Source organism: Weizmannia agrestimuris (assembly GCF_943193165.1).
GTDB classification, from domain to species: domain Bacteria; phylum Bacillota; class Bacilli; order Bacillales; family Bacillaceae_C; genus Weizmannia; species Weizmannia faecalis.
Map to the genome: position 1 here is coordinate 1 of NZ_CALPDC010000005.1, position 23,677 is coordinate 23,677.

The window sequence follows — 23,677 nt, forward strand, 5'->3', positions numbered from 1 at the left end:
GGGAAAGAATAGTTAGCAGCATTTTCAGCTTAACTTCCATCATGGATGATTTCATCTCCGGGAAGGGATGTCAAATTGAAAGGCATTTGACATCCCTTCCCGGAGATGAAGAAAAAAATCCATGGAAGTTAAGCCGAAAAAATGAAAGGGTGGTTGAAAACATTTGCCCATAAATTTACACAATAACCTGGACTTGACTCCCAAAAAGACATTTCGAGCCCAATCGCCACTCCTTTTGTCCTTTTGGCGGCTTTAAAAAGACATTTCGGGCCCGGGTGCATCCTGTTTTGTCCTTTTGACAATTTCAAAAAGACATTTCGAGCCCGGGTGCATCCTGTTTTGTCCTTTTGACAGGTTCAAAAGGACAGTTCGCCGCCTCACACGCATACCTCTTGTTCATCCCGCCGCAATGAAGGACATTTCCCCGGTCACACGCATACATTTTGTCCTTCCCCGCCCCGATAAATATCATTACCACGTTTACATCCCAATGAATTGTCTTTCATCAGGCCGATCGCGCAGGTTTTCCAAAATAAATATTATGACACCTATTGCTGCAGGTCATAGGAAGCTGTGAAAGTTTGCCAAATAAAGCGGATTGTTTGAGTTATTGCGGCCCCCTTGATAAAATAAAGAACAAATGGCAGATATGTCGACAAAAATTTTAATGAGCAAACCTTTCCGTCGATTTTAAATATACGCAAGATAAAAACGAGATAAAGGAGCAGTTATTCTATGGTGGAAAAGAAAACTGTGCCATATGAGATCATTGGGGGAGAAAAACTTGGCCGGCTTGTTGATGCGTTTTACAAGCGGGTCGCCAAACATCCGGATTTAATCCCGATTTTTCCTGATGATTTAACGGAAGTTGCCAGGAAGCAGAAGCAGTTTTTAACGCAGTTTTTGGGCGGTCCCCCGCTGTACACGGAAGAGCACGGGCATCCGATGCTCAGGGCGCGGCACCTGCCACATGAAGTTACGCCTAAACGCGCCAAAGCATGGCTGTCCTGCATGAGTGCCGCAATGGACGAAACAGGGATTGACGGCGAATTCCGCGACTTCTTTTTTCAAAGGCTTGTCCTGACCGCACAGCATATGGTCAATACTCCGGATGATGTGCCAGGTGACGCAAATTGAAAAACATGATTGATTTAATGAAACATTCCAGCTGTTTTTCAAAAAAGCCGCTGGAAATCTACGTTTTTATCGATCCGCTTTGCCCGGAATGCTGGGCGCTGGAACCGGTTTTAAAAAAGCTGCGTCTCGAGTATGGCGTCTATTTCCGCCTCCGCCATGTGCTGATCGGAAAATTATCCAATCTGAACGACATTCCGAAAAAACGGGAAGCGATTGCGGATTACTGGGAAAAAACGGCGAGCCGCACCGGCATGTCCTGCGACGGCAGTTTATGGATTGAAAACCCGATTACGTCGCCTTATATCGTGTCGATTGCGATAAAAGCGGCCGAACTGCAGGGAAAGAAACAGGGATTGCGGTTTTTGCGGAAAGTACAGGAGCTCGTCTTTCTTGAAAAACGAAATATATCGGATATCCAAATTTTAGTGGATTGTGCAAAAGGCGCTTCCATCGATGTCGACGAATTTTTGCATGACATCCATTCCGAAAGCGCAGCGAAGGCTTTTCAGTGCGATTTGAAAATTACGTCGGAAATGGAAGTAACCGAAAGCCCGTCGCTTGTTTTCTTTAATGAACATATTGAAGATGAAGGATTAAAAATTTCCGGACTCTATTCTTATGATATTTATGTACAAGTTCTTCAGGAGATGCTGGGCAAAGAGCCTTCACCATTGCCGCTCCCCCCATTGGAGGAATTTCTGAAGTATTTCGGGTTTGTGGCATCAAAGGAAATTGCGGTGGTATACGATCTGCCGGTCCATGAAGCCGAAAAAGAATTGAAAAAGCTCGTTCTTCAGCAAAAGGTTCGGAAAATCGAAGGAAAGCACGGCTCATTCTGGAAATATATCAACTGACCCTTGTCTATGGCAGGGGATTTTTATATTTTAGGCTTGCTGAGCGAATCCGATTTTGAGTTTGATTTGCGAAAATGCGTGCGTTTGTCTTCTCCATGTGTTGAATCGGCTTTCGCGTCCTGGATTTTCCATAAAATGCTTGCATTTATTTTTCCAAACATCCTTGCCAAACCCTAAAAAAGAAAGAGGCCTTGCGTTTGCAAGGCCTCTTTCAACACGAACAAAGGGGATGGGAGAAATTTTTCACGGTCAAACAAAGGGGTATGTTTGCTTGTGATCAACTTCACATCTATATAATAACATCCCCCTATCCGGTATGCAAGTACTTGTTAAAGAGTTCACACATCTGTCAAATTTAAATTTTGCATACCGCGTCAGCCTGTTCATAAAATAGCACTGAAGCTGTGTAAATAACGGAAGACCGGGACTGTGTAAACCTGATGAAAGGAGCCTGGTGGATATGAAAAAATGTAAACTTATCGCACTTGCCGCCGGTTTCTGCGCTTTATTCTGCCTGAATCTGCTCGGCCTAATGAAGCTTCTCCCTCTTTTTCTCACGTCCACGCTTTTGTTCGCGGCCATCTTCGCGCTGCTTTTGCATGTAAACCGCCGCAACCGTTTTAAAGGGTTTAACAGGCGCCACTTGTAACAAGCGGCTTAAAAAACAACGCCGCGGGCCTGCTCCCTTATCTACAAAAAGTGTCCCATACAAAATGAGCGGTGGAAAAATTCCGCCGCTGTTTCTTTATCCGAGCAAGTTTTCCATTTCCGTTAATTTTTCTTCAAATACTTTTAATGCAGCCGTTTTAAAAGATTTAACAGGCGTCAAGCGGCTTAAAAAACAACGCCGCGGGCCTGCTCCCTTATCTACAAAAAGTGTCCCATACAAAATGAGCGGCGGAAAGATTCCGCCGCTGTTTCTTTATCCGAGCAAGTTTTCCATTTCCGTTAATTTTTCTTCAAAAACTTTTAACGCATCTTCGACCGGTTGAGGCGATGCCATATCGACGCCTGCTTTTTTCAATACTTCAATCGGATATTCCGAGCTGCCGGCGCTCAAATAGCCGATATAGCGTTTGACGGCCGGTTCCCCTTCTTCGAGGATTTGTTTGCTTAACGCGGTCGCGGCGCTGAAGCCGGTCGCATACTGATAGACATAATAATCGTAATAAAAATGCGGAATGCGTGCCCACTCAAGCCCGATTTCCTGGTCAATGGCGATATCCGAACCATAGTATTTTTGGTTCAGCTTATAATACTCATTTGTCAAAAGTTCCGCCGTCAACGCTTCGCCATGTTGCGCTTTTTGATGGATCAGATGCTCAAATTCAGCAAACATCGTCTGGCGGAAAACCGTCCCGCGGAAACCTTCCAGATAATGATTCAATAAGTAAATCCGCTGTTTCTCGTCTTTGATCGTTTTTAACAGATAGTCATTCAACAGCGCCTCATTGCACGTGGAAGCCACTTCCGCGACAAAAATGGAATAATCCCCGTACGGATACGGCTGGTTCTTCCGCGTGTAATAGCTGTGGACGCTGTGGCCGAGCTCATGCGCGAGAGTGAATACATTGTCAATATTGTCCTGCCAGTTCAGCAAAATGTACGGATTGGTCCCATAAACGCCTGAAGAATAGGCTCCGCTCTGTTTGCCTTTGTTCTCCACCACGTCAATCCAGCGGTTTTCAAACGCCTCCTGCAAAATGCTCCGGTATTCCTCGCCGAGCGGATGGAGGCCATCGAGCACGATCTCTTTCGCTTTTTCATATGTCACTTCCATATCGGCGTCCTGGACAAGTGGCGTATACAGATCGTACATATGCACTTCATCAAGCTGCAGCACTTTTTTGCGCAATGCAACATACCGCTGCAGCAAACCGAGATGCTTGTTCACCGTTTCCACAAGCTGGTCGTACACTTTTTCAGGAATATGGTTTGCCGAAAGGGCAGCTTCACGCGCCGAACGGTAATGGCGGATTTGCGCAACAACATTGTTCTTTTTCACCTGGCCGCTGAGCGTGCTCGCAAACGTGTTGGTGAATTTTTTGTAGGTCGCATACAATTTCTGGAATGCCTCTTTGCGCACGCGGCGGTCTTTGCTTTCCAGCAGGCGTGTAAAACGGCCGTGCGTGATCTGCACTTCATTGCCGTTTTCATCGATCACAGTTGGGAACTCAAGGTCGGCATTATTAAGCATGCCGAAAGTGGTGCTGGAAGTATTCAACACTTCTGAAACCTGTGCGAGCAATGCTTCTTCTTCCTTCGATAAAATATGCGGGCGCATCTCATTGATTTCTTCCAATGCGTGCCGGTACAATTGCAGCGGCTCATAAGCTTCCAGGAATTCGTTCAGTTTCGCTTCTTCAATCGAAAGAATTTCCGGCACCACAAACGCAAACGCGCTCCCAACCTGGGCGGCAAGACTTTTCGCTTTGCTGTCTATCCCCTGATAAAAGGCATTCGTTGTATCCTGGTCATAACGCATATGCGCGTATGTATACAGCTTGCCGAACCTTTCTGTCACTTCATCCTGGAACTTTAGCGCATGATAAAGCTGTTCAGCGCTTTCGCCAAGTTTCCCCTGATAAGAAGCGGCATCGGCCAGCTTTTCTTTTACGGCTTCGTATTCTTTATTCCAGTCATCGTCGCTTGGAAAAATATCCTCAAGCCTCCAGGTTAATGCTTCACGAACCTCGTCCCTGCTTGGCAACGCGTGTACTTTTTTTCCGTTTTCCATCAATTTTCCTCCACTCTTCTCAAAAAATTCCTTTTTTTCATTTTAGCGTAACTCCCCCGATCCCGCTACTGTTCCGCTTTCCCGTTTGAAACACCGGCCCCGAGCGCTGACGACAGATGGTGCTCCATATGTTCAAGTTCTTCTGTATTTTTTGGCGCAAAAACATTTTTATTCATATGGTAGCCTGCTTTTCCTTTTGACCAGAGCCCTAATTGTACGAGCAGCTGTGCATACTCATAAATCATCGCCTTAGCCGCGTTCCCTTCGCGTACATACGGTGACTTTCTGAATGTAATTTCCTTTTTTTCCATCCTCACGGTAAACAGCCGTAGCAGTTCGTCCAGTGAAACCGCCGCTTTTGTCCGCAATGCGAAAAGGGCATCCAACCATACATAAAATTGCCACTCGACCGGGTGCTGTTTACAGGCAGCCATGTGCAAAAGCGGCAGGCCGATAAACGGCGGCAGGGACATGGGGTGCATTCCCGCTTCATAAACGTGCCGTAAAAACGGGTCTTGAAAGGCTTTTCCAAACTGAATCTTCAGGCCGATCCAGCGCCGCCTTTCCGCAAACCATTCAGGGAGCGGCACAGGGGCAGAAACAAGTGAAAACTGGTCATCTGAAAACGGAAAAGAAAAGGCAGACAGCGGCTTTTCCGCGTAACAGGCGCGGAACGTTTTGGCGGATACGGGCATCATGTGGGACAAGAGACAGACCTTCTTTTTGCCGGGAGCATAGCTGAATAGATAAAAGTGGTGGCGGGTATGACGCAAAAAAGACAACTGAAAATCGCTACAACGATATCCGCTTTCCGCCTCTTTCCCTGAGGACCGGAAAGGCAGACCGCCCAGTATCCAAACAGGCAAAATGCCGAGGTGCCTGTACCCTTCCGTTCTCTCCATCAGCCGCTCAAACGGGATCGGGGAACACTGGTATTCAATGGCAAAAAGCTGCCGGTATTTGCGCACCACAAGATCCGCCCTTTGCCGGATGGAAGGAAAATATTGTTCGAGGGAAACATCGAGCCCCTGCCCCCTCAACCATAAAAACAAATCTTTCTTGCCTTGCAAATGCATCGGACTTTCCGGTTCAGAAAATGTGGCACAAGTGGAATGGCGGTAATGGGAAAAATGGGGGGTGACACGGTTGCCGATTTTTAAAATGAGGGGTTCACGGCAATCCCGGCAGTAAAACGTATGGGAGGTTTTTAACTGCTTTAGATCCAATCTTGTAAAGCGATCTGTCAGCATGATCAGCTCCCCCCGCTCGTTCAGCGCAGAAAGCAACGGCATTCTCTCCTTTTTTAACTGTAGTCCCGCTTTGTTTGGCCGTGGCATTCAACCGTATGCAGTGCCGGCCTCTCTGTAAGTTACAGTTGGCCGGCCTGTATCTCCGGGCCCTTATCTGTATAAACGCCATACACAGCCGTATTGAATACATTCACCACCCGGGGCGAAAAATCCTGTTTGCCAGGATGAATTTTTTCCGGATAAACAAAAAAATCGATGCGTTTGCGCACCGATTTTTATCGATTAAAAGTACGAGTTTAATTTTGCAAATACATTGCTGTCAATGATCGGCTTTCCGTATTCCAGCAGACGATGGCTGGTGACAGAGGAAAGATCGGAATACTCCAGCAGCTGGCTTAACTTAAAGTCATTAGCTTCTTCCGTTACATCTTCCGGGAAGCGGACATACAGATAATATTTGCCTTCAAAGACGTACAGCTTCGTGCTGACGTCTTCCATCCGGACGTTTTTGGCCAGCGCCAGCAAATCTTCAAAGTCCTTGAAATACAAGACCTGTTCGAGCGGATCGCCATCCGTGAAAACCTGCTGCATCGGCGTTTGGAAGTTCTCGCTGAAAAATTCCTCAAGCTGGTCGCCGATTGGCAGTTCTTTCAGCTTCTCATCCGGAATCGGCAACTCAAAACGCTGTCCGTCTTTCGACAACTGCGCTTTCGTGACAAGCACTTCCAGCCCTTTTTCGAGCGCCTGCACCTGTATCCAAAGCGGGCCTTCCGGGTCAAATACATCGTCGTCCGTGTGAATCTCATCCATCATTTCCCAGAACAATTCTTCGCTTCTTTCCCGGTCATACCAGATTTCTTCACGATTAAACCCGCGTTTCTCTATATCAACGTACGAAATATAAAACTTCACCGTGTTCTCATTGATTCTTTCGATTTCCATACATCAACTCTCCCTTCTTGCAGATGTAGTGAAGGGACATGTTCCCCCATTCAGGTATAGGTAACCTTGTACTTTTATTTTATGATAAAATACTGGCAAATGGAAATAAAAAAACTTTCCTTTTTAAAATTCCACGCCGGCCCATTTCTTAAACATCCGGCAAAAAAGATCATTTACATCTTTTTTGTATTGTATCCGATTTGCTGCAGAAATTCAAGACAAAATTTTCTAAATACATATTCGTTATTTGACAATTTTATGACAAAAAGGTGAAGAAAACCTCCCGGGCCGGAACCTGGGAGGTGATTTGCCGGTTTACGCTTATAAAAGGCATCCGGCAAAAGAAATATTAAAAGTTGTCAATTGACAAGCCGTTGTGCTTCCCTTAGCTGGAAGGTCCGCACTTTCCGCGGCAGAAAGCGGCGGATTTCATCTTCGTTATAGCCGACCTGCAGCCGTTTTTCATCCACGATAATTGGCCTTCTTAATAAACCGGGGTTTTGCTGGATCAATGTGTACAATTCTTGGAGCGGCAGGGCATCCAGATCGACGTTTAATTTTTGGAATGTTTTCGAACGGGTGGAAATAATTTCGTCCGTCCCGTCTTCCGTCATCCGCAAAATCCCTTTAATTTCATCCAGTGAAAGCGGTTCAGAAAAAATGTTGCGTTCTTTATACTCAATATGGTTTTCTTCAAGCCAGTTCCTTGCTTTTCTGCATGATGTGCAACTCGGTGAAGTGTATAATGTGACCATCTAGCATTCACACTCCTAAATTTTTATATTTGGATTCCCATTTGATTCTCACATTAAAATAAGTTTAATCAAACAATCTCTATTATGTATTATACACTATATCCGCGTGATTGAATATATTTTTTTGAAAAATAGTTTGTTGTATTTTTCCCCCGGTTTAATAGTCTTCTTTTTCCCCAATTCTCTCTATTTAAACCCCTATTCTTCATTTTTTTATAAAAAAAGTGAGAAGAAGAACGCATTTCAACCGGCATGCGTTCTTCTTCCCATTGAGAATGATTAGCCATGATAAGTTTTTTTGTACTGCTCGAGTTCCCTTTCTGAACAGTAAACAAAATGGTGCGGTGCCACTTCGCGCATTTTTACTTCTTCGCCTTCCTTGTATTGATGGACGGACGGGTCGTAAATTTTCCGTTGCCGTGTCCGTTCATAATCAGGGTCCGGAAGCGGGATGGCGGATAGCAATGACTGTGTGTACGGATGATGCGGATGGTTATACAAATCATCGGCATCGGCCAGTTCCACAAGCTTGCCGAAATACATGACGCCGATCCGGTCGCTAATGTATTTCACCATCGACAAATCGTGGGCAATGAACAAATACGTTAAATCATGTTCTTTCTGCAGTTTTTTCAACAGGTTCACGACCTGTGCCTGAATCGAGACGTCCAGCGCGGAAATCGGTTCGTCAGCAATAATAAATTCAGGATCGACCGCAAGTGCCCTGGCGATTCCGATCCGCTGCCTTTGCCCGCCCGAGAATTCGTGCGGATAGCGGTTGGCGTGTTCTTTGCTTAAGCCGACTGTTTCCAGCAGTTCATAAACGCGGTGCATCCGTTCTTCATTTGATTTTGCAAGCCCGTGGATATCAATTCCTTCCGCAATGACATCGGCCACTTTCAGGCGCGGATTGAGGGAAGCATACGGGTCCTGGAAAATCATTTGCATTTTCCGGCGAAACTGTTTCAGTTCTTTATGGGACATTTTGGCATGGACATTTTTGCCGCCATACAAAACTTCTCCTGCCGTTGCATTGTAAAGGCGGATAATCGTCCGTCCGGTTGTCGATTTGCCACAGCCGGATTCGCCGACAAGTCCGAGGGTTTCGCCTTTGTAAATATCAAATGTAAGATCATCGACAGCACGGACTTCATTTGCTTTTCCAACATTGAAATATTGTTTTAAATGTTTGACTTCGATCAGTTTTTCTTTCACTGCCATCTTACTTCCCCTCCTCAGCCGGTATCGGGCGCACATTTCCTTTAAACTTGTACATCCGCTTTTTCACGGCTTCCGGCGGCTCTACTTTCGGGGCATCCGGATGCAGAAGCCATGTTGCGGCATAATGCGTGTCCGACACTTTAAACATCGGCGGCTCCTGCTCCAAATCGATTTTAAGTGCGTACGGATTGCGCGGCGCAAAGGCATCCCCTTTTGGCGGGTTCAATAAATCCGGCGGGGTGCCCGGTATCGCGTACAGTTCTTCATCCTTGACATCAAGGCTCGGCATCGAACTGATCAGTCCCCATGTGTACGGATGTTTTGGATTATAAAAAATTTCATCCACGGTTCCGATCTCGACAATTTTTCCGCCGTACATAACGGCAACACGGTCTGCCACATTCGCCACCACGCCCAAATCGTGCGTAATAAAAATAATGGATGTATCAATTTTAGACTGCAGTTTTTTCATCAGTTCAAGGATTTGCGCCTGAATCGTAACGTCAAGTGCCGTTGTCGGTTCATCCGCAATTAAAATTTTCGGGTTACACGCCAAAGCAATCGCAATGACGACCCTTTGCCGCATCCCGCCGGAAAACTGGTGAGGATACTGTTTGACACGGATTTCCGCATTCGGGATGCCAACAAGCTTCAAAAGCTCAATGGCACGTTTTTTTGCTTCACTTTTATGCATCTTCTGGTGTTTCAAAAGCGGCTCCATAATCTGCTTCCCGATTGTCATGGTCGGATTTAAAGACGTCATCGGATCTTGGAAAATCATTGAAATCTCTTTCCCACGGATCGATTGCATCTTTCTTTCTGACGCTTTGGCAATGTCGACGTCGCCGAACAGGATTTGCCCCGACTTGATTTCCGAATTGTTCGGAGGCAACAGTCGCATAATCGATTTCGTCGTCACCGATTTTCCTGAACCGGATTCCCCTACGATGGCCAATGTTTCCCCTTTATATAAATCAAAACTCACACCGCGGATCGCTTTTACTTCACCGCCAAAAGTGTGAAAGGATATATTCAGGTCTTTCACTTGCAAAATCTTTTCCATTCGGCTTCACCTCATTTCTTAATCGCGCATTTTCGGGTCAAATGCATCACGCAAACCGTCTGCCAGCAGGTTGAAGGCGACAAGCAGCAAACAAATAATCGTGCCCGGCACTGCCATCAAATACGGCAGGAACTGGAATGTCTTATAACCGTCTTCAATCAATGTCCCGAGCGATGCAGCCGGGGACTGGAGCCCGATCCCGATGAAACTTAAAAAGGCTTCGAAGAAAATTGCACTTGGAATGGTGAACATGGTATTGATAATAATCACCCCGGTCAAATTCGGGAGCAGATGTTTAAATAAAATCCGCATGTTCGAAGCGCCAAGTGTTTTTGCCGCCAATACATACTCCATATTTTTCAGCTTTAACACCTGGCCGCGAACAACCCGTGCCATATTCAGCCAGCCGGTGATTACCATCGCAATCGTGATCGAAAAGATCCCCGGTTTAAAGATCAAAAGCATTAAAATCACGACAATCAAGTTCGGAATACCGGACAAAATTTCAATAATCCGCTGCATCACGTTATCGACCTGCCCGCCTTTGTATCCGGATATGAGGCCGTAAGAAACGCCGATGAGCATATCGATCAACGCCGCAAGGAAGGCAATATATAAGGAAATTCTCGTTCCTTGCCATGCCCTTGCAAACAAGTCGCGGCCGAGGGCATCCGTGCCGAACCAGTAATACGTATGAATATGGTTTTGTTCATACATGTTCACTTTTTGCCCGCCAACCGTCTGGGACCCATCAAAAATGCCGAGCTTTTCAATCACAGGAATTCTTGGCGGCAAATTCGCCCTGGAAGTATCTTGTGCGTACGGACCCGATTTGGAAAGATGCGGCCCAATAATCGCCATCAAAATTAAAATTACAATCACAAACAAACTGACAACCGCACCTTTGTTTTTGCGGATCCGCATCCATGCATCCTGCATAAAGGACAGTTGCGGTTTGGCGATCAACTCACTTTGTTCACGATCCGGGGCTGCGGGTTCAAATAATTCTTTCGGCAATGTCTCTACGTTGTTGTTCATGATTTATTCCCCCCGGCCAATCGAATTCTCGGGTCAATGACACCGTATAAAATGTCGACAACTAATGTAATCAAAACTAACAGGAATGAGAAAAAGAGGGTTGTCCCCATAATAATCGGGTAATCATTCATTTGAATGGATTTAACAAATTGTTCGCCAATCCCGGGAACAGCAAAAATTTGTTCCACAACCATCGATCCGGTCATCAAGTTAACGGCAAGCGGCCCAAGCACCGTAATAAGCGGAATCAGCGCGTTCCGGATCGCGTGCTTAAAGGCGATTTGCCCGTAAGAATTCCCTTTTGCTCTCGCCAGCGTAATGTAATCGGAACCGAACACTTCAATCAGCTCCGTTCTCATAAACCGTGCAGCTGTTGCAACCGGAAAAATAGCGAGCGCAATCGTGGGCAATATGGAAGAGGCGAACCCATCCCAAGCTGCAACCGGCAGCCATTGCAGTTTCGCGCCTATCACATATTGCAGGACTGCAGCAAATACAAACGAGGGAATGGATATACCGAGGACCGAAAGAAATGTGCTTCCGTAGTCAATCCATGTGTTTTGAAACATTGCCGCCAGTACGCCTAGTAATATGCCAATTAACGTGCCGACAATCATGGCCTGAATCCCCAACTGCAAGGACGGTCCCATCCTTTCCACAATCAGCTGCGTAACCGGCTGGTTGTCAAACTGGAAAGAAACGCCGAGATCCCCTTTCAGCAAATTCACCATATAGTTTTTATACTGGACAGGCAAAGATTCATTCAGCCCATATTTCTGGTTCAGGATATGAACCTGTTCCGGTGATAATTTTTGCTGGTTCCGGAACGGGGTCCCCGGCAAAAATTTCATCAGGAAAAACGTAAAAGAAGCAATAATCAATAAGGTAATGCACAAATAAATAATCCTTTGCACAATGTACTTCGTCACACGTGACACCTCCCAAAGAAAAGGAATGTTTAAATTTTTCACATAAAAATCCGCTTAACGGTGAAAAGAGAGTATTTCGGAAAGAAAATACTCTCTTTTACCTTTTTAATTGAGGTCATGCAGTTTTCTTACTTTTGCACATATGCATCTTTAAACGTGTAATCCGGCCCGAATGTATGGTATTCGATCCCTTTTACATACGGTTTAACAAGGCGTAATGTAGCACGTTGATAAATCGGGCCGATCGCCGCATCGTCCATCAGGATTTTTTCAGCTTGCAGCATGATTTGCCAACGTTTTTCCGGATCATTGCCGTATTTGTTCTTCGCTTCATCAATCAGCTTATCGTATTCTTTATTCGAATAGCCGGATTTGTTGTTATCGCCGTTTGTTACAAACAAGTCGAGGAAGGTCATCGGGTCTTTGTAGTCAGGACCCCAACCGGCAACCTGGATGTCATAATCTTGGTTTGTATCCAATTGCAAACGGTTTTTGAATGGTACGTTTTTCAGTTTGATCGTTAACCCAGGAAGATTCTTTTCCAATTGGTTTTGGAAGAATTCGCCTGTTGTTTTTGCGTTATCTGTATCATCACCGAGAATTTCAAGCGTTAAGTTCTTCTTGCCGAGTTCTTTCAACCCTTTTTCCCAATATTTCTTTGCTTCTGTCGGATTATATTGGAGGTAAGAACCGGATTCCGTACGGAAATCTTTGCCGTTTTTCGGATCTTTTGTAAAGTCTTTCGGAACGAGCCCGTTTGCCGGAATCGAACCGTTAGACAAGACCGTGTCGACATACGATTTTTTATCATAAGCCATCGCCAGTGCCATCCGGATGTTTTTGTTTGCTAAAGCGGTTTTCTTTCCGTTTCTAACTTCATTGTATTTGAAGTAGAAAACGGTTGATTCCGGATTTGTCACAGCTTCTTTGTTCTTTTTATATTGTTTCGCATATTCGGCGCTCAAAACAGTCCGGTCGATTTTGCCCGTATTGTACAAGTTGACGCCTGTGCTTGGCGATTTTACAACTTGGACATTGATTTGGCTCAATTTCACATGTTTCTTGTCATAGTAATTCGGGTTTTTCACGTATTTCCATGTCAGGCCTGTACCGTTCCAGTCTTTCAGCACGAACGGGCCGTTGAACAGCATATTGTCGCTGTTTGTCCCGAATTTGCTGCCTTTTGACTCAACAAATTTTTGGTTGAGCGGCAAATATGTGCCGAAAGCCAGCAATGATTTTAAGTAAGGAACCGGTTTTTCAAGCTGGACTTGCAATGTATGATCGTCAATCGCTTTTACCCCTAAAGTGCTTAGATCTTTTTTGCCAGCATTGATATCCGAAGCGTTTTTAACGACACCAAAGAACATATAAGCATATTGCGACCCTGTCTTCGGATTCACAGCCCTTTGCCAAGAGTAAACAAAGTCTTTTGCTGTAACCGGATCACCGTTTGACCATTTTGCGTCTTTACGGAGCTTAAATGTATACGTTTTGCCGTCTTTGCTGACTGTCGGTTCTTCTTTCGCAATCCCGAGTTTCAGCTCATCATTTTTCCCAACGACATAAAGGCCTTCCATTGTATTACCGAAAACGGTAAAGCTTGCCACATCCGTTGCAAGTGTCGGATCCCCTGTCGGAAGTTCAGCCGTTTCATCCATATTCAGCACTTGCTTGGTTTTGGATGAACCGCTGCTTGAACCTGAGCTGCTGTTTTTGCTTCCGCCGCCGCATGCGCCGAGGACGAGCGACAGGGCAAAAGCCAGCGTCATAAACACATAAAATTTTGACTTCTTCATCAGCTAACCACCCTTTTTTTATTTTTCTGAAAAGCTAGTGACTTTTCGAATTTAATTATACTAACATTTCACTTTCTTGTACATGTTTTTTTAATCTTTTTTAATTACGTAAAAGGAGTAATAAACCAAAAAGATATTGTCATCTCAATATTGTAACCCCTTACAAATGGTTGAAAAAATTTTAAATAAAACTATTAAAATGAATAAACTTTGGTAGGTTTTTTAACAATGTTTTTTGTTTGAAAGCGTTAACAAACGCTTAACTTCCGCGTTCCGTTGTATTTATAATTTTTTCATTAATTTTAATAAATTTAATTTAACTTTAATTTAGGTTTAGATTTTCCGCTATTTCATCTTTTCTTTTGTTCCTGTATAATGAATGAAAATCATTTTGTAGGTGAGCGTATGTTCAAAAAGCTTGTCTGCTGGTTGCTGGCCTCCCAGTTGCTTGTTTTGTTTTTTTCTTTTTTGGTGTATAAGCGGATCGATTTGCTTAGCTATATTAATACTTCATTTACGATCGGGGCACTGTTGATTCTTTTTGCCGCATCGGTTTTCATGGCGCGGACCGGTTTTTTTGACGCGTTTGTTTACGGGTTTCAAAGAATGTCTTCTAAATTTAACGAGGAGGACGTCCGCCCGCTGTCGAAGCTGGTTACCTTGCGTGTTTCCATGCCTTTTCTTACCGGGGTGTCCATGATGGTGCTGATGGCCATCGCCCTTTTTCTGCAAAGTTCGTCCTAAAATGCTGGCCGTTTAAAACGATCAGGCAAAGACGGAATCCTGCATAAAATGGGCCTTGGCGGACAGCGGTTTTTGACATTTTTCCATCTTTTCATTATAATGATACTGGTATATAGAAGCGATGAGAAAGAAGAGTACATCTGTTTATGGCTTTTCAGAGAGTTTGTGGCTGGTGGAAACAAACATGCCTGCAGGTGGAATGGGCTTTCGAGCTCCGGAGATGAACGGGCGGCCGCCTCATTAGTTTCCGGCGTACGCCTTGCGTTAACCAGGCTCCAATTGGCATTGGAACTAAGCGGCCCGTATTGCCGGGCACTTAGGGTGGCACCGCGGATTTATCCCATTCGTCCCTAATTTTGGTTGAATGGGTTTTTTATTTTTCTGGAAAAATATCCATGCTTTAGGAGGAAGAAAAAATGAGGACGATTTTTTCAGCTATTCAGCCGAGTGGAACGATCCACATCGGGAACTATCTTGGGTCAATGAAGCAGTTTGTGGAATTGCAGAACAGCTTTAATTGCTATTTTTGCATTGCTGACGAGCACGCCATTACCGTCCCGCAAGACCGCCTTGAACTCCGCAAAAACATCAGGAGCCTTGCCGCTTTTTATCTGGCAGTCGGCATTGACCCGAACAAAGCGACGCTCTTTATCCAGTCGGAAGTGCCGGCGCACGCCCAGGCCGCATGGATGCTGCAATGCGTTGCCTATGTCGGCGAGTTGGAAAGAATGACGCAGTTTAAAGACAAATCTGCAGGGAAAGAAAGCGTATCGGCCGGGCTTCTCACATATCCGCCGCTCATGGCCGCTGATATTCTACTGTATAGCACGGATCTTGTGCCGGTCGGTGAGGACCAGAAACAGCATCTCGAGCTGACAAGGGATTTGGCGGAAAGGTTCAATAAACGTTACCTCGAAATTTTTACGCTGCCGGATATTAAGCTTTCCAATTCCGGAGCAAGGATTATGTCGCTGCAGGACCCGATGAAAAAAATGAGCAAATCCGATCCGAATAAAAAAGCATTTATCTCGCTGCTTGATGACCCGAAACTGGTCGACAAAAAGATTAAAAGCGCGGTTACAGACTCAGAAGGCGTGGTCAAATACGACAAAGAGCGGAAACCGGGCATTTCCAATTTGCTCGACATCTATTCCAACTTCAGCAGCTTGACCATTGAAGAGCTCGAACGGAAATATGACGGCGTCGGCTATGGCGCGTTTAAAGCGGATCTCGTTGATGTAGTGAATGAAGGGCTTGCCCCGATCCAAAAACGGTATTATAAACTGATTGAATCGGAGGAACTGGATCGGATTTTAGATGAAGGCGCGGAAAAAGCCAGTATTGTAGCCGGAAATATGCTGAGAAAAATGGAAAATGCGATGGGATTGGGCAGAAAAAAACGCCATTAAGAAAAAAACGAGTTGCGGAGGTTTCGCAACTCGTTTTTACATCAGTTCGCTTTTTTCATTGTGTTCCAGTTCCCATAGTTTTTCAAAAAAAGGCTGCCCTTTGATCATATTTTCGCACAACTGTTCATGCTTTTTGGACCAGCCTGTTTTTGTTTCTGCATAAAGCCGCTCCCACGCATCTTCAAAAGGCATAAACTGGATGTGTTCATACTGCTCCGGGCACCACTCTGTATACCAGTACCGCACTTCCGCCGTATTTTTCGAGGAATAGAGCTGGTCGAGCGCCATAAATAACAGCTGCTTTAATTGTCGTTCCCTTCTTGTCAGCCCCTGCATGCACTCCGGCGACGGGGATAAAATATGATGTTCTTTCGGATTGCTGCGGTTTTCAAACGGATAGGACACCGGTTCATGCCCTTCGATCATTTCATAGACAAGCTGTTCCTGCCTCGGAATCAGCCGGCTTTTGCGGATCGGTAGCGTATAGCCGATCGTATCCACCGCCAAAATCCCTTTTCCATCCGTCACGACAAAACAATATTCCAGCTGGATTCGTTCATGGTTTTTGCGCAAAACCGCCTTCTGGAAAACATCATTCAGCAAAGTTTGCGGCAGTTCAGCCAAATCGTTTTCAATGTACTCGTATAAAAGCGTGTCCACAAATAAAAGCGGCACCTGGTCCAGCAGTTCAATCACATCGTCCCTCCGCCACTCATGGAATGGGCAGACATTATAACTGTTTTCCTCCCCCTCGAACCAGTTGACCCATATATCGTGAAGATACAGCATGGATAACCCCCCGTATACTCTGTTTGTCATTCAGTATAGGCAGGGGGCAGTTAAATTATTCCTTCTTTTCCGGATTCCGCTGTGTAGAAAATAAAGATTGCACTTCGCTTGTAAAAAGAAGAACCCCAATCCCACCGCGTCGAAAAGGAAGAAGGCCTGCTTTAAAAGACGCTTCGTTTTCCCTCCCCCGGTAAGTCGGAAAGGATAAAGGCTCTGCTTTAAAAAGACGCTCTGCTCTCCCGATCCCGGCAAGCCGGAAAGGAAAAAGGCCCTGCCAAAGACAGGGCCTTTATGGATTATTCTTGGGTGTCCGCTTTTTCGGATGTGACACTCACCTTGCTCCAATCCGTTTGTGTTTCATCCGGATATACAGCCAAGTTTTTCACGCGGTTGTTCACCGCATACAATTGATAACGGTAAACGGTCGGAATGACTGCCGCTTCCTCATTCATATACTTCTGCCATTCATTGTAAACCTTTTTGCGGTATGCTGTGTCAAAGGCTTGCGGAGAATGCCCTTTTTCCAACAGTTCATCATTTTTCTTGCTGACAAAGCGGGTGTAGTTAAACATAACGTTCCGACCGTACAAGCCGTACGGGTCCACATCGCTACCTGTTCCCCAGGCACCTGCATAGATATCCACTTTCGGGTCATCCTTTTGCACCATGTCATAGAAGGAGTTAAACTCAGCAAGACGACCGTTAACAAGTTTGACATTTAAGCCGACATCTTTCCAGCACTGCATATAGAATTTTGCCAGCGGCTCGGCCGTATCCCCGCCGCTCATGGAAAGGAAATTAATGACGAATTTTTTGCCGTTTGGATCTTCACGGTACCCGTCTTTGTCGACATCTTTATAACCGGCTTCATCAAGCAGTTTCTTTGCTTTTTTCGGATCATACGTGTACCCTTTTGCGGACTTGTCATGCCATTCCGGGAAAGATGGCGGAATTAAAGTCGTCGCCGGGAAACGCAAACCGTGGTAGATTTTTTCGCCGACTGACTTGTTATCGAGCGCATACGCCATCGCCTGGCGCAGTTTTTTATTTTGGAATTTCGGGTTATCCATGACGTTTTCCTGTTTCTTTGCATCCCAGTGGCCGAGTTTAAATCCGATATAGCTGTAAGCCAAATCGATCGTGCCGAGCAGCTGGAAGTTTTTTACACCTTTAGCAGCCTCGTATTGGTCTACCGGGAAAGCAGCATAGTCAATTTCGCCTTTTTTCAAGGCTTGTAACACCACTTTCGGATTGACCACTTTGATGACGACACCTTTCAGTTTCGGTTTTCCTGCCCAGTAATGGTCGTTTCTGACAAGTTCAACAGACTCGCCCGGAACCACTTTTTTAACTTTAAACGGACCGAAGCCTAAAGGATGTAACCGAATTTTATCCGACTGTGCCATTTTTGCGATCGGCACATCTTTTAAGTAATGTTTCGGAAGCGGTGTTGTCCAGACGCCTGTTTTTTCGGAAGGGTTGGCACTCTTCCAGGTAATGGAAATCGTTTTATCATCGATTACTTTAACACCAGAAATGTTTTTCGCTTTTCCTTTATGGTATTCATCCATGCCGACGATATTTTGGAACAGAGCATCGCCGTAGCGCACACCGGTATAGTCTTTATTTCCGATAACCAGGTATGCAAATTCGAGGTCTTCGGCGGTTACCGGCTTCCCATCAGACCAGTTGACATTGTCTTTGATTTTAATCGTCATTGTTTTGTTGTCATTGGACAATTTGTACGTGGCGGCGCCGTCATTCGTAAATTCATAGTTTTCGTCTGTTTTTAACAGCGAATCATCAAAAAATTTAATGACTTCAAAATCCGGTTGCCCTTCGTAGAAAGCAAGGTTGAATGTGCCTTCAATCGGCGTATCGGAAACGATGCCGTAATTCAAAATCCCGCCGTCAATCGCTTTTTTGTTGTTTTTGACGGTATTCGGAAACTTGCTTGTTAAATCTTCCGTTTTCACTGCCTTGTCTTTCTTGCTTCCGCTGCTCGGTGAATTGTTGCAGGCTGACAGCACCAATACGAGCATCACCAGCAAACTGAATACGCTTGACCATTTTCTTTTCCTCATTGCTAAGCCCCCTCTTTTTTATCCTTGTCTTTGTCTTGCATCGGCTGCGCGTTTTAACGCCTGGCCGATAAAATTTATACACAGCATCATCACCAGAATCAGGAGCGATGCAGGTAACCAAATCCACCATTTATGCTGGAGCACATCCGGGTTTGTGGCGTAACTAACCAAAGTCCCAAGGCTCGGTGTGCTTTCTGGCAACCCGAAGCCGAGATAGGTCAGGCTCGATTCAATGCCAATATTGCTTGCCAAGTTAATCGTCAAGTTCACGATAATAATCGAGCTCAAATTCGGCAGAACCTGGAAAAGGATAATTTTCCAGTCAGGCGTGCCGAGCGTCTTGGAAGCACTGACATAGTCAAGTTCCCTTTCCGCCAGTGTCTTGGAGCGAATCAACCTCGCTTTTCCGACCCAAAGGAATGCACTCATAATGAGAATAAAAGAAAACACATTATATTTCGGTACGATTGTCACGAGGACAATGATGAGCATGAGAAACGGTAGGACAAGAATAAAGTCAATGATTCTCATGATGATATTGTCAATGATCCCGCCGAAGTAACCGGCAATTAATCCGACCGCAAGCCCGATCGCACCGGTAATCAATGTAATCGCAAGCCCGATTGTAAACGAATTTTTTGCACCGATAATCAGTTGTCCGAATATATCCCGGCCGCCGTAATCGGTGCCGAGCCAGTGTTCAGCTGAGGGCGGAGCGTAAATGGATAAAAGGTCAACCTTTACAATCTCATTTTCGTTTAAAATCAATGACATGCCGTAAACTGTAACTAGAATCAGCCCCAGCACGATCATGGAGATAACGGCCATTTTATCTTTGATCAGTTCCCGCCAGATAATCGAAAATCCGGACGGGCTTTTTTCTGTTTCGGCAGTTGCGGGCTGTTGTGTTGAAATGACTGCTTTCATCCTCTCACCCCCCGTTACTCAATCCGGATACGCGGATCCACAGCGCTTAAAATAATGTCTGATAATAATGTGCCGAACAAGGTCGCCACGCCGGAAATCATGACGAGCGCCGTGACCACGCTGTAATCACGCTGCATAATCGATTGCAAAAACAGCTGCCCAATCCCCGGATAACCGAATATCGATTCCAAAATGACGGACCCGCCGATTAATCCGGTAATCTCATAACCGAAAAAGGTGGCGATCGGTAAAAGCGAATTTCTTAAAATATGATGCGTATACACCTTCGATTCAGGCACGCCTTTTGCCCGCGCCGTTTTTACAAAATCTTTGATTTTTGTATCGATGATTTCATTCCGCAAATACTGGATCGTGCCCACCGTTGCGAGCAGGGATCCGGATAAGGCTGGCAAAATCAGATGGTAAGCCTTGCTCATGAAATATTCAAACGTGCCGTCACGGGCCTGGATATTGACACTGCCACTTGTCGGAAACCATGATAGGACAAAACCGAACACAAACAGCATAATCAATGCAAAGATAAACAGCGGAGTTGCATAGCTGAGATAGTTATAACCGGTTATCAGCTTATCCGCCCATGAATCCGTCCATCGCCCGGCCACGATCCCAAGCGGAATGGCGATCAAATACGTCAGGATCAGAATCACCGCCGACAGCAAAATCGTGTTCCACAGCCGCCCGGCAAGCAGTTCTGTTACAGGCTGCTGGTGGATGTAAGACATGCCAAGATCGCCTTTGAAGAGATTTTTCACCCAGCGGGCGTACTGTACATAAGCCGGATCATTCAGCCCTAATTTTTCTTTCATTTCATGAAGCGTATGAATATCCATTTTCGGATTGCTCGCCAGCCGGCCGGTCAGTGCATCGCCGGGCATGGCCTTTGCCAGCATGAAAATCAAAATACTCAAAATAATTAATTGAGGGATCATGATGAGAATTCTGCGCAATATAAATTTAATCATAACTGTGCCCCCCTCTTTACGGCAGTGCTACGGAATGGGTATGCGAAACCGGCTTGAGATGGTACGGCTTCCCTTCCTCGTCAAAATAATCCCTGAAAGCTTGCCGGAATTCATTGTTGATTTTTTCCCGGTACTGTTTTTGTGCTGTTCTTTTTTCCGGATCCCCGTTTGGAATCGCGGACAGCAGCCGTTTTGTGTAGATATGTTGCGGATTCTCGTAAATTTCGTCGCTCGTCCCTTCTTCCACAAAACGCCCGCGGTACATGATGCCGATTCGGTCGCACATATGGCGGATAATGCCAAGGTCATGGCTAATAAACAGGTAGGTAAGCCCAAATTCTTTTTGGATGTCTTTCATAAAATTGAGCACCTGCGCCTGGACGGAAACATCAAGGGCGGAGACCGGCTCATCCGCAATGATCAGTTTCGGATTCAATGTCAGCGCCCGGGCAATGCCGATCCGCTGGCGCTGCCCTCCTGAAAATTCATGCGGGTATTTAAACATGGAGTCCGGACTCAGGCCGACTTTTTCCATGACTTCGCGGACTTTTTCCCGCTCTTGTTCGCGGGGCAGTTTCTCAAAATTGCGAATCGGTTCAGCGATAATATCCGCCACGCGCTTTTTCGGATTCAGGGAAGAATACGGATCCTGGAAGATCATTTGGATATCTTTCCGATAATGTTGAAAGTCCTTCCGGCTGAGCCGGGCCAAATCCGTGCCTTCAAACACAATTTTGCCCGCGGTGGCATGATTCAGCCCGACGATCGTTCTGCCCGTTGTCGTTTTACCGCAGCCCGATTCGCCGACAAGCCCGTACGTTTCCCCCGGCTGCAGTTCGAAACTGATATCATTGACCGCTTTTACATGATCGACCACCCGGCGGAAAAACCCGCCCCGTACCGGGTAATAGACTTTCAGATTTTCGACCTTAAGAAGTGGCATGATACATATCCCCTGTCTTGGTGTTCTTTTCGTCCGGGAAATAAAAATGTTTGTAACAGGTACAGCGCACCCAGTGGCCGTTTTCCACTTCGCGAAGAACCGGATTTTCTTCGTGCGCCGCATCGCTAATCCAGCCAATCCTTGATTTAAAGCGGCATCCCGAGCGCGGCAGGTTCTTCAGTGAAGGAACAATGCCCTGGATAACATGCAGCCTTTCTTTGGCTTCCGTCGCGGACGGGATTGAATTCAGCAAAGAACGGGTATAAGGATGTAACGGATTTTTGAAGAGTGTTGTAACATCCGCAATTTCGACAATTTCACCTGCATACATGACGGCCACTCTGTCGGCCATTTCGGCAACGACGCCGAGATCATGGGTAATCAGAATAATGCCCGTCTTCATCTGGCGCTGCAAATCTTTCAGCAAATCCATAATTTGTGCCTGGATCGTGACATCAAGCGCGGTTGTCGGTTCGTCCGCAATAACAAGTGACGGCTGGCAGGCGATAGCGATGGCAATGACCACCCGCTGCCTCATGCCGCCGGAAAGCTCATGCGGGTATTGCTTATATGTTCTTTCGGGATAAGGGATCCCGACCCGGCTTAACAATTCAAGCGTCCGTTTTTTCTTTTCGGAACCGGATAGTTTGGTGTGGTAATCCATGCTTTCTTCTATTTGCCGCCCGACCGTCATCAGCGGGTTCAGCGCGGTCAATGGATCCTGGAAAATGATGCCCATTTCCGCCCCGCGGATTTCATTCAGTTTCCCTGTCCCGAGCGGCACGAGATCCTGCCCTTTAAAGAGAATGCGCCCTTCAACTTTTGTCTTTTCTTCCGGATGCAGCCCCATCACTGCCAGGGCGAGTGCACTTTTTCCGCAGCCGGATTCCCCGACAATCGCCACCACTTCATTTTCCTTGACGGTTAAAGAGACGTGATCGACCGCCGGATAGTATGTATCCTGGATTTGGAAAGAAACAGTCAAATCCTCAATTTGCAAAAGCGGTGGTTTTTCCAATATACAAAACCTCCCTTCGTAAAAGTAGAAAACAACGAAAATAGATTAAAATCTTATTAATTTATTGTTTAAATAATATTACAAAATTAAAAGAAACGCAATCACTTTTTCAATTAAAATTATATTTGTATTTTTTTGGTACTTTATGGATTTAGGATTCCGGCGGGTTGGTAAACATTCCTTCTGCAAATATTTCGGAACGGCGGCCGAGATTTGCTATTGTAGAAAAAGAATGGGCCGTTTTATACTTCTCTATCAAATGGTATCCGAGCGCATATCCCATCATCGGCGGGACGTATTTTCTGCCGAAAAGAAGGTCATCATGGATTTTTTCTTCTTTTCCGGCTGCAAGATATTTTTTAAAAAACTGTTGCCACGCATGTTTTTTCTGTTTTTCGGAATAGCGTTTTGATGTTTCCGATACATATTCTTCTCCGACATACTCGAGCACGGCATGTTCGGCGAGGCCTTCAAACACGAGGGAATCGAGCAAAGTATAATCACGCGGCGGTTTTTTCAACCTGCTCATTCTTGCCGCATGATGGTATTCATGGACAAACAGCGCTTCCCATTCTTTCCGGTCCCGCACCGGCGCAAGAAATAAAAAAACGGCACCCGGCAGTGTTACGCCCGATTTTCCGCGGCTGCGGCCAAAGTTGAAACCGTTTCCATTCCTGACTGGAAAAATGTAAATGTCCGGATCTGGCCCGTTCCAAAGCTTTTTGTATTTTGCATGATACTCCCCGATTTTCTCCCAGGCACCCGCTTTTTTCAACGCAGTAAAAATCTGTTCTGCCTGCCTTGAAGGTCGGTACATGCCGAAACGCTGCAAGTAGTGGTAAAAATCTTCCGGATCTTCCCTTCCCTGTTTGATTGTTTCTAAAAACAGCTCCGGTTTTGAGAAAGCTTCTTCCATCCACACATCCGTCCGAATGATCCCCATCGCCGTTTCCCCCTCCCGTTTGCTTTATTTTATTGCGGAAGACCGGATTTTAGAAAATAAATTTTTTCAAAAGCCAGAGCAGACTGCCGCACGTCCCGGAATGCGTTTTTTC

The 23,677-nt window shown here is 45.7% G+C and carries 21 protein-coding genes and 1 other annotated feature; of the genes, 5 read left to right on the forward strand and 16 right to left on the reverse strand.

The features are described from left to right. Window positions 1–735 precede the first annotated feature (735 nt). The 3 genes from NFR98_RS03960 to NFR98_RS03970 all read left to right on the forward strand — a co-directional run bounded on the left by NFR98_RS03960 (window position 736) and on the right by NFR98_RS03970 (window position 2,640). A complete protein-coding gene (locus NFR98_RS03960; protein WP_014095722.1) occupies window positions 736–1,137 on the forward strand; it encodes a globin domain-containing protein in 402 nt (133 codons plus the stop codon). Next, a complete protein-coding gene (locus NFR98_RS03965) occupies window positions 1,134–1,991 on the forward strand; it encodes a ClpXP adapter SpxH family protein (RefSeq protein ID WP_014095723.1) in 858 nt (285 codons plus the stop codon). Before NFR98_RS03960 ends, NFR98_RS03965 begins: the two co-directional genes overlap by 4 nt. 460 nt (window positions 1,992–2,451) lie before the next feature. Continuing rightward, on the forward strand, window positions 2,452–2,640 hold the full coding sequence (locus tag NFR98_RS03970; RefSeq protein ID WP_014095724.1) for a hypothetical protein: 189 nt from the start codon (window positions 2,452–2,454) through the stop codon (window positions 2,638–2,640). Window positions 2,641–2,913: 273 nt separating this feature from the next. Here NFR98_RS03970 and pepF read toward each other — a convergent pair whose 3' ends face one another. From pepF to NFR98_RS04015, 9 genes are all read right to left on the reverse strand, one after another. After that, a complete protein-coding gene (pepF, locus tag NFR98_RS03975) occupies window positions 2,914–4,728 on the reverse strand; it encodes an oligoendopeptidase F (protein ID WP_017551875.1) in 1,815 nt (604 codons plus the stop codon). 65 nt (window positions 4,729–4,793) lie between these two features. Next, the gene (locus NFR98_RS03980; RefSeq protein WP_235430809.1) at window positions 4,794–5,978 is read right to left on the reverse strand and encodes a competence protein CoiA; all 1,185 of its coding nucleotides are present in this window, start codon (window positions 5,976–5,978) and stop codon (window positions 4,794–4,796) included. Window positions 5,979–6,260: 282 nt separating this feature from the next. Next, window positions 6,261–6,920, reverse strand: a complete 660-nt coding sequence (gene mecA / locus NFR98_RS03985) for an adaptor protein MecA (protein WP_014095727.1) — start codon at window positions 6,918–6,920, stop codon at window positions 6,261–6,263. Window positions 6,921–7,279: 359 nt separating this feature from the next. Beyond that, window positions 7,280–7,675, reverse strand: coding sequence for a transcriptional regulator SpxA (spxA, locus tag NFR98_RS03990; protein WP_013858789.1), 396 nt, complete (start codon window positions 7,673–7,675; stop codon window positions 7,280–7,282). A gap of 279 nt (window positions 7,676–7,954) precedes the next feature. After that, on the reverse strand, window positions 7,955–8,896 hold the full coding sequence (locus NFR98_RS03995; RefSeq protein WP_013858788.1) for an ABC transporter ATP-binding protein: 942 nt from the start codon (window positions 8,894–8,896) through the stop codon (window positions 7,955–7,957). Window position 8,897: 1 nt separating this feature from the next. Next, window positions 8,898–9,959, reverse strand: coding sequence for an ABC transporter ATP-binding protein (locus NFR98_RS04000; protein ID WP_014095729.1), 1,062 nt, complete (start codon window positions 9,957–9,959; stop codon window positions 8,898–8,900). Between the two features lie 18 nt (window positions 9,960–9,977). Then, the gene (gene opp3C / locus NFR98_RS04005; RefSeq protein WP_026683766.1) at window positions 9,978–10,997 is read right to left on the reverse strand and encodes an oligopeptide ABC transporter permease; all 1,020 of its coding nucleotides are present in this window, start codon (window positions 10,995–10,997) and stop codon (window positions 9,978–9,980) included. Beyond that, window positions 10,994–11,926: an oligopeptide ABC transporter permease gene (gene opp3b / locus NFR98_RS04010; protein ID WP_046720953.1), complete on the reverse strand. Its 933-nt coding sequence runs from the start codon at window positions 11,924–11,926 to the stop codon at window positions 10,994–10,996. Before opp3b ends, opp3C begins: the two co-directional genes overlap by 4 nt. A gap of 128 nt (window positions 11,927–12,054) precedes the next feature. Next, window positions 12,055–13,725: a peptide ABC transporter substrate-binding protein gene (locus NFR98_RS04015; RefSeq protein ID WP_104851314.1), complete on the reverse strand. Its 1,671-nt coding sequence runs from the start codon at window positions 13,723–13,725 to the stop codon at window positions 12,055–12,057. A gap of 405 nt (window positions 13,726–14,130) precedes the next feature. Between NFR98_RS04015 and NFR98_RS04020 the strand changes: the two genes are divergently transcribed. Together NFR98_RS04020 and trpS are read left to right on the forward strand one after the other, a co-directional pair. Beyond that, a complete protein-coding gene (locus NFR98_RS04020; protein WP_014095733.1) occupies window positions 14,131–14,469 on the forward strand; it encodes a DUF3899 domain-containing protein in 339 nt (112 codons plus the stop codon). Between the two features lie 112 nt (window positions 14,470–14,581). Continuing rightward, window positions 14,582–14,824, forward strand: a binding site (T-box leader). Between the two features lie 61 nt (window positions 14,825–14,885). Further along, window positions 14,886–15,878 carry a tryptophan--tRNA ligase gene (trpS, locus tag NFR98_RS04025; protein WP_014095735.1) on the forward strand — a complete coding sequence of 331 codons (993 nt, stop codon included), beginning with the start codon at window positions 14,886–14,888 and terminating at the stop codon, window positions 15,876–15,878. Between the two features lie 36 nt (window positions 15,879–15,914). Here trpS and NFR98_RS04030 read toward each other — a convergent pair whose 3' ends face one another. The 7 genes from NFR98_RS04030 to NFR98_RS04060 all read right to left on the reverse strand — a co-directional run bounded on the left by NFR98_RS04030 (window position 15,915) and on the right by NFR98_RS04060 (window position 23,565). Further along, a complete protein-coding gene (locus NFR98_RS04030; protein WP_014095736.1) occupies window positions 15,915–16,667 on the reverse strand; it encodes a YjbA family protein in 753 nt (250 codons plus the stop codon). A gap of 296 nt (window positions 16,668–16,963) precedes the next feature. Continuing rightward, window positions 16,964–18,751 carry an oligopeptide ABC transporter substrate-binding protein gene (gene opp4A / locus NFR98_RS04035; protein WP_251459750.1) on the reverse strand — a complete coding sequence of 596 codons (1,788 nt, stop codon included), beginning with the start codon at window positions 18,749–18,751 and terminating at the stop codon, window positions 16,964–16,966. 18 nt (window positions 18,752–18,769) lie between these two features. Then, window positions 18,770–19,678, reverse strand: coding sequence for an ABC transporter permease (locus NFR98_RS04040; protein WP_017551883.1), 909 nt, complete (start codon window positions 19,676–19,678; stop codon window positions 18,770–18,772). A gap of 14 nt (window positions 19,679–19,692) precedes the next feature. Continuing rightward, window positions 19,693–20,661 carry an oligopeptide ABC transporter permease gene (gene opp4B / locus NFR98_RS04045; RefSeq protein WP_017551884.1) on the reverse strand — a complete coding sequence of 323 codons (969 nt, stop codon included), beginning with the start codon at window positions 20,659–20,661 and terminating at the stop codon, window positions 19,693–19,695. Window positions 20,662–20,677: 16 nt separating this feature from the next. Further along, on the reverse strand, window positions 20,678–21,604 hold the full coding sequence (locus NFR98_RS04050) for an ABC transporter ATP-binding protein (protein ID WP_046720957.1): 927 nt from the start codon (window positions 21,602–21,604) through the stop codon (window positions 20,678–20,680). Further along, entirely contained in the window at window positions 21,591–22,622 is a 1,032-nt protein-coding gene (locus NFR98_RS04055; protein WP_017551886.1) for an ABC transporter ATP-binding protein, read from the reverse strand. The genes NFR98_RS04050 and NFR98_RS04055 overlap by 14 nt, the downstream gene beginning before the upstream one ends. A 151-nt stretch (window positions 22,623–22,773) precedes the next feature. Next, complete coding sequence (locus tag NFR98_RS04060; RefSeq protein WP_017551887.1) at window positions 22,774–23,565, reverse strand: DUF2268 domain-containing putative Zn-dependent protease; 792 nt, start codon at window positions 23,563–23,565, stop codon at window positions 22,774–22,776. Window positions 23,566–23,677 lie beyond the last annotated feature (112 nt).

Coding starts and splice junctions, on each gene's coding strand:
- NFR98_RS04050 (WP_046720957.1), bottom strand. CDS start 21,604: ATGCCACTTCTTAAGGTCGAAAATCTGAAAGTCTATTACCCGGTACGG.
- NFR98_RS03960 (WP_014095722.1), top strand. CDS start 736: ATGGTGGAAAAGAAAACTGTGCCATATGAGATCATTGGGGGAGAAAAA.
- NFR98_RS04015 (WP_104851314.1), bottom strand. CDS start 13,725: ATGAAGAAGTCAAAATTTTATGTGTTTATGACGCTGGCTTTTGCCCTG.
- opp3C (WP_026683766.1), bottom strand. CDS start 10,997: ATGAACAACAACGTAGAGACATTGCCGAAAGAATTATTTGAACCCGCA.
- NFR98_RS04000 (WP_014095729.1), bottom strand. CDS start 9,959: ATGGAAAAGATTTTGCAAGTGAAAGACCTGAATATATCCTTTCACACT.
- NFR98_RS04020 (WP_014095733.1), top strand. CDS start 14,131: ATGTTCAAAAAGCTTGTCTGCTGGTTGCTGGCCTCCCAGTTGCTTGTT.
- NFR98_RS04030 (WP_014095736.1), bottom strand. CDS start 16,667: ATGCTGTATCTTCACGATATATGGGTCAACTGGTTCGAGGGGGAGGAA.
- NFR98_RS03970 (WP_014095724.1), top strand. CDS start 2,452: ATGAAAAAATGTAAACTTATCGCACTTGCCGCCGGTTTCTGCGCTTTA.
- trpS (WP_014095735.1), top strand. CDS start 14,886: ATGAGGACGATTTTTTCAGCTATTCAGCCGAGTGGAACGATCCACATC.
- NFR98_RS04060 (WP_017551887.1), bottom strand. CDS start 23,565: ATGGGGATCATTCGGACGGATGTGTGGATGGAAGAAGCTTTCTCAAAA.
- opp4B (WP_017551884.1), bottom strand. CDS start 20,661: ATGATTAAATTTATATTGCGCAGAATTCTCATCATGATCCCTCAATTA.
- pepF (WP_017551875.1), bottom strand. CDS start 4,728: ATGGAAAACGGAAAAAAAGTACACGCGTTGCCAAGCAGGGACGAGGTT.
- NFR98_RS03980 (WP_235430809.1), bottom strand. CDS start 5,978: ATGCTGACAGATCGCTTTACAAGATTGGATCTAAAGCAGTTAAAAACC.
- NFR98_RS03995 (WP_013858788.1), bottom strand. CDS start 8,896: ATGGCAGTGAAAGAAAAACTGATCGAAGTCAAACATTTAAAACAATAT.
- NFR98_RS04040 (WP_017551883.1), bottom strand. CDS start 19,678: ATGAAAGCAGTCATTTCAACACAACAGCCCGCAACTGCCGAAACAGAA.
- mecA (WP_014095727.1), bottom strand. CDS start 6,920: ATGGAAATCGAAAGAATCAATGAGAACACGGTGAAGTTTTATATTTCG.
- opp4A (WP_251459750.1), bottom strand. CDS start 18,751: ATGAGGAAAAGAAAATGGTCAAGCGTATTCAGTTTGCTGGTGATGCTC.
- spxA (WP_013858789.1), bottom strand. CDS start 7,675: ATGGTCACATTATACACTTCACCGAGTTGCACATCATGCAGAAAAGCA.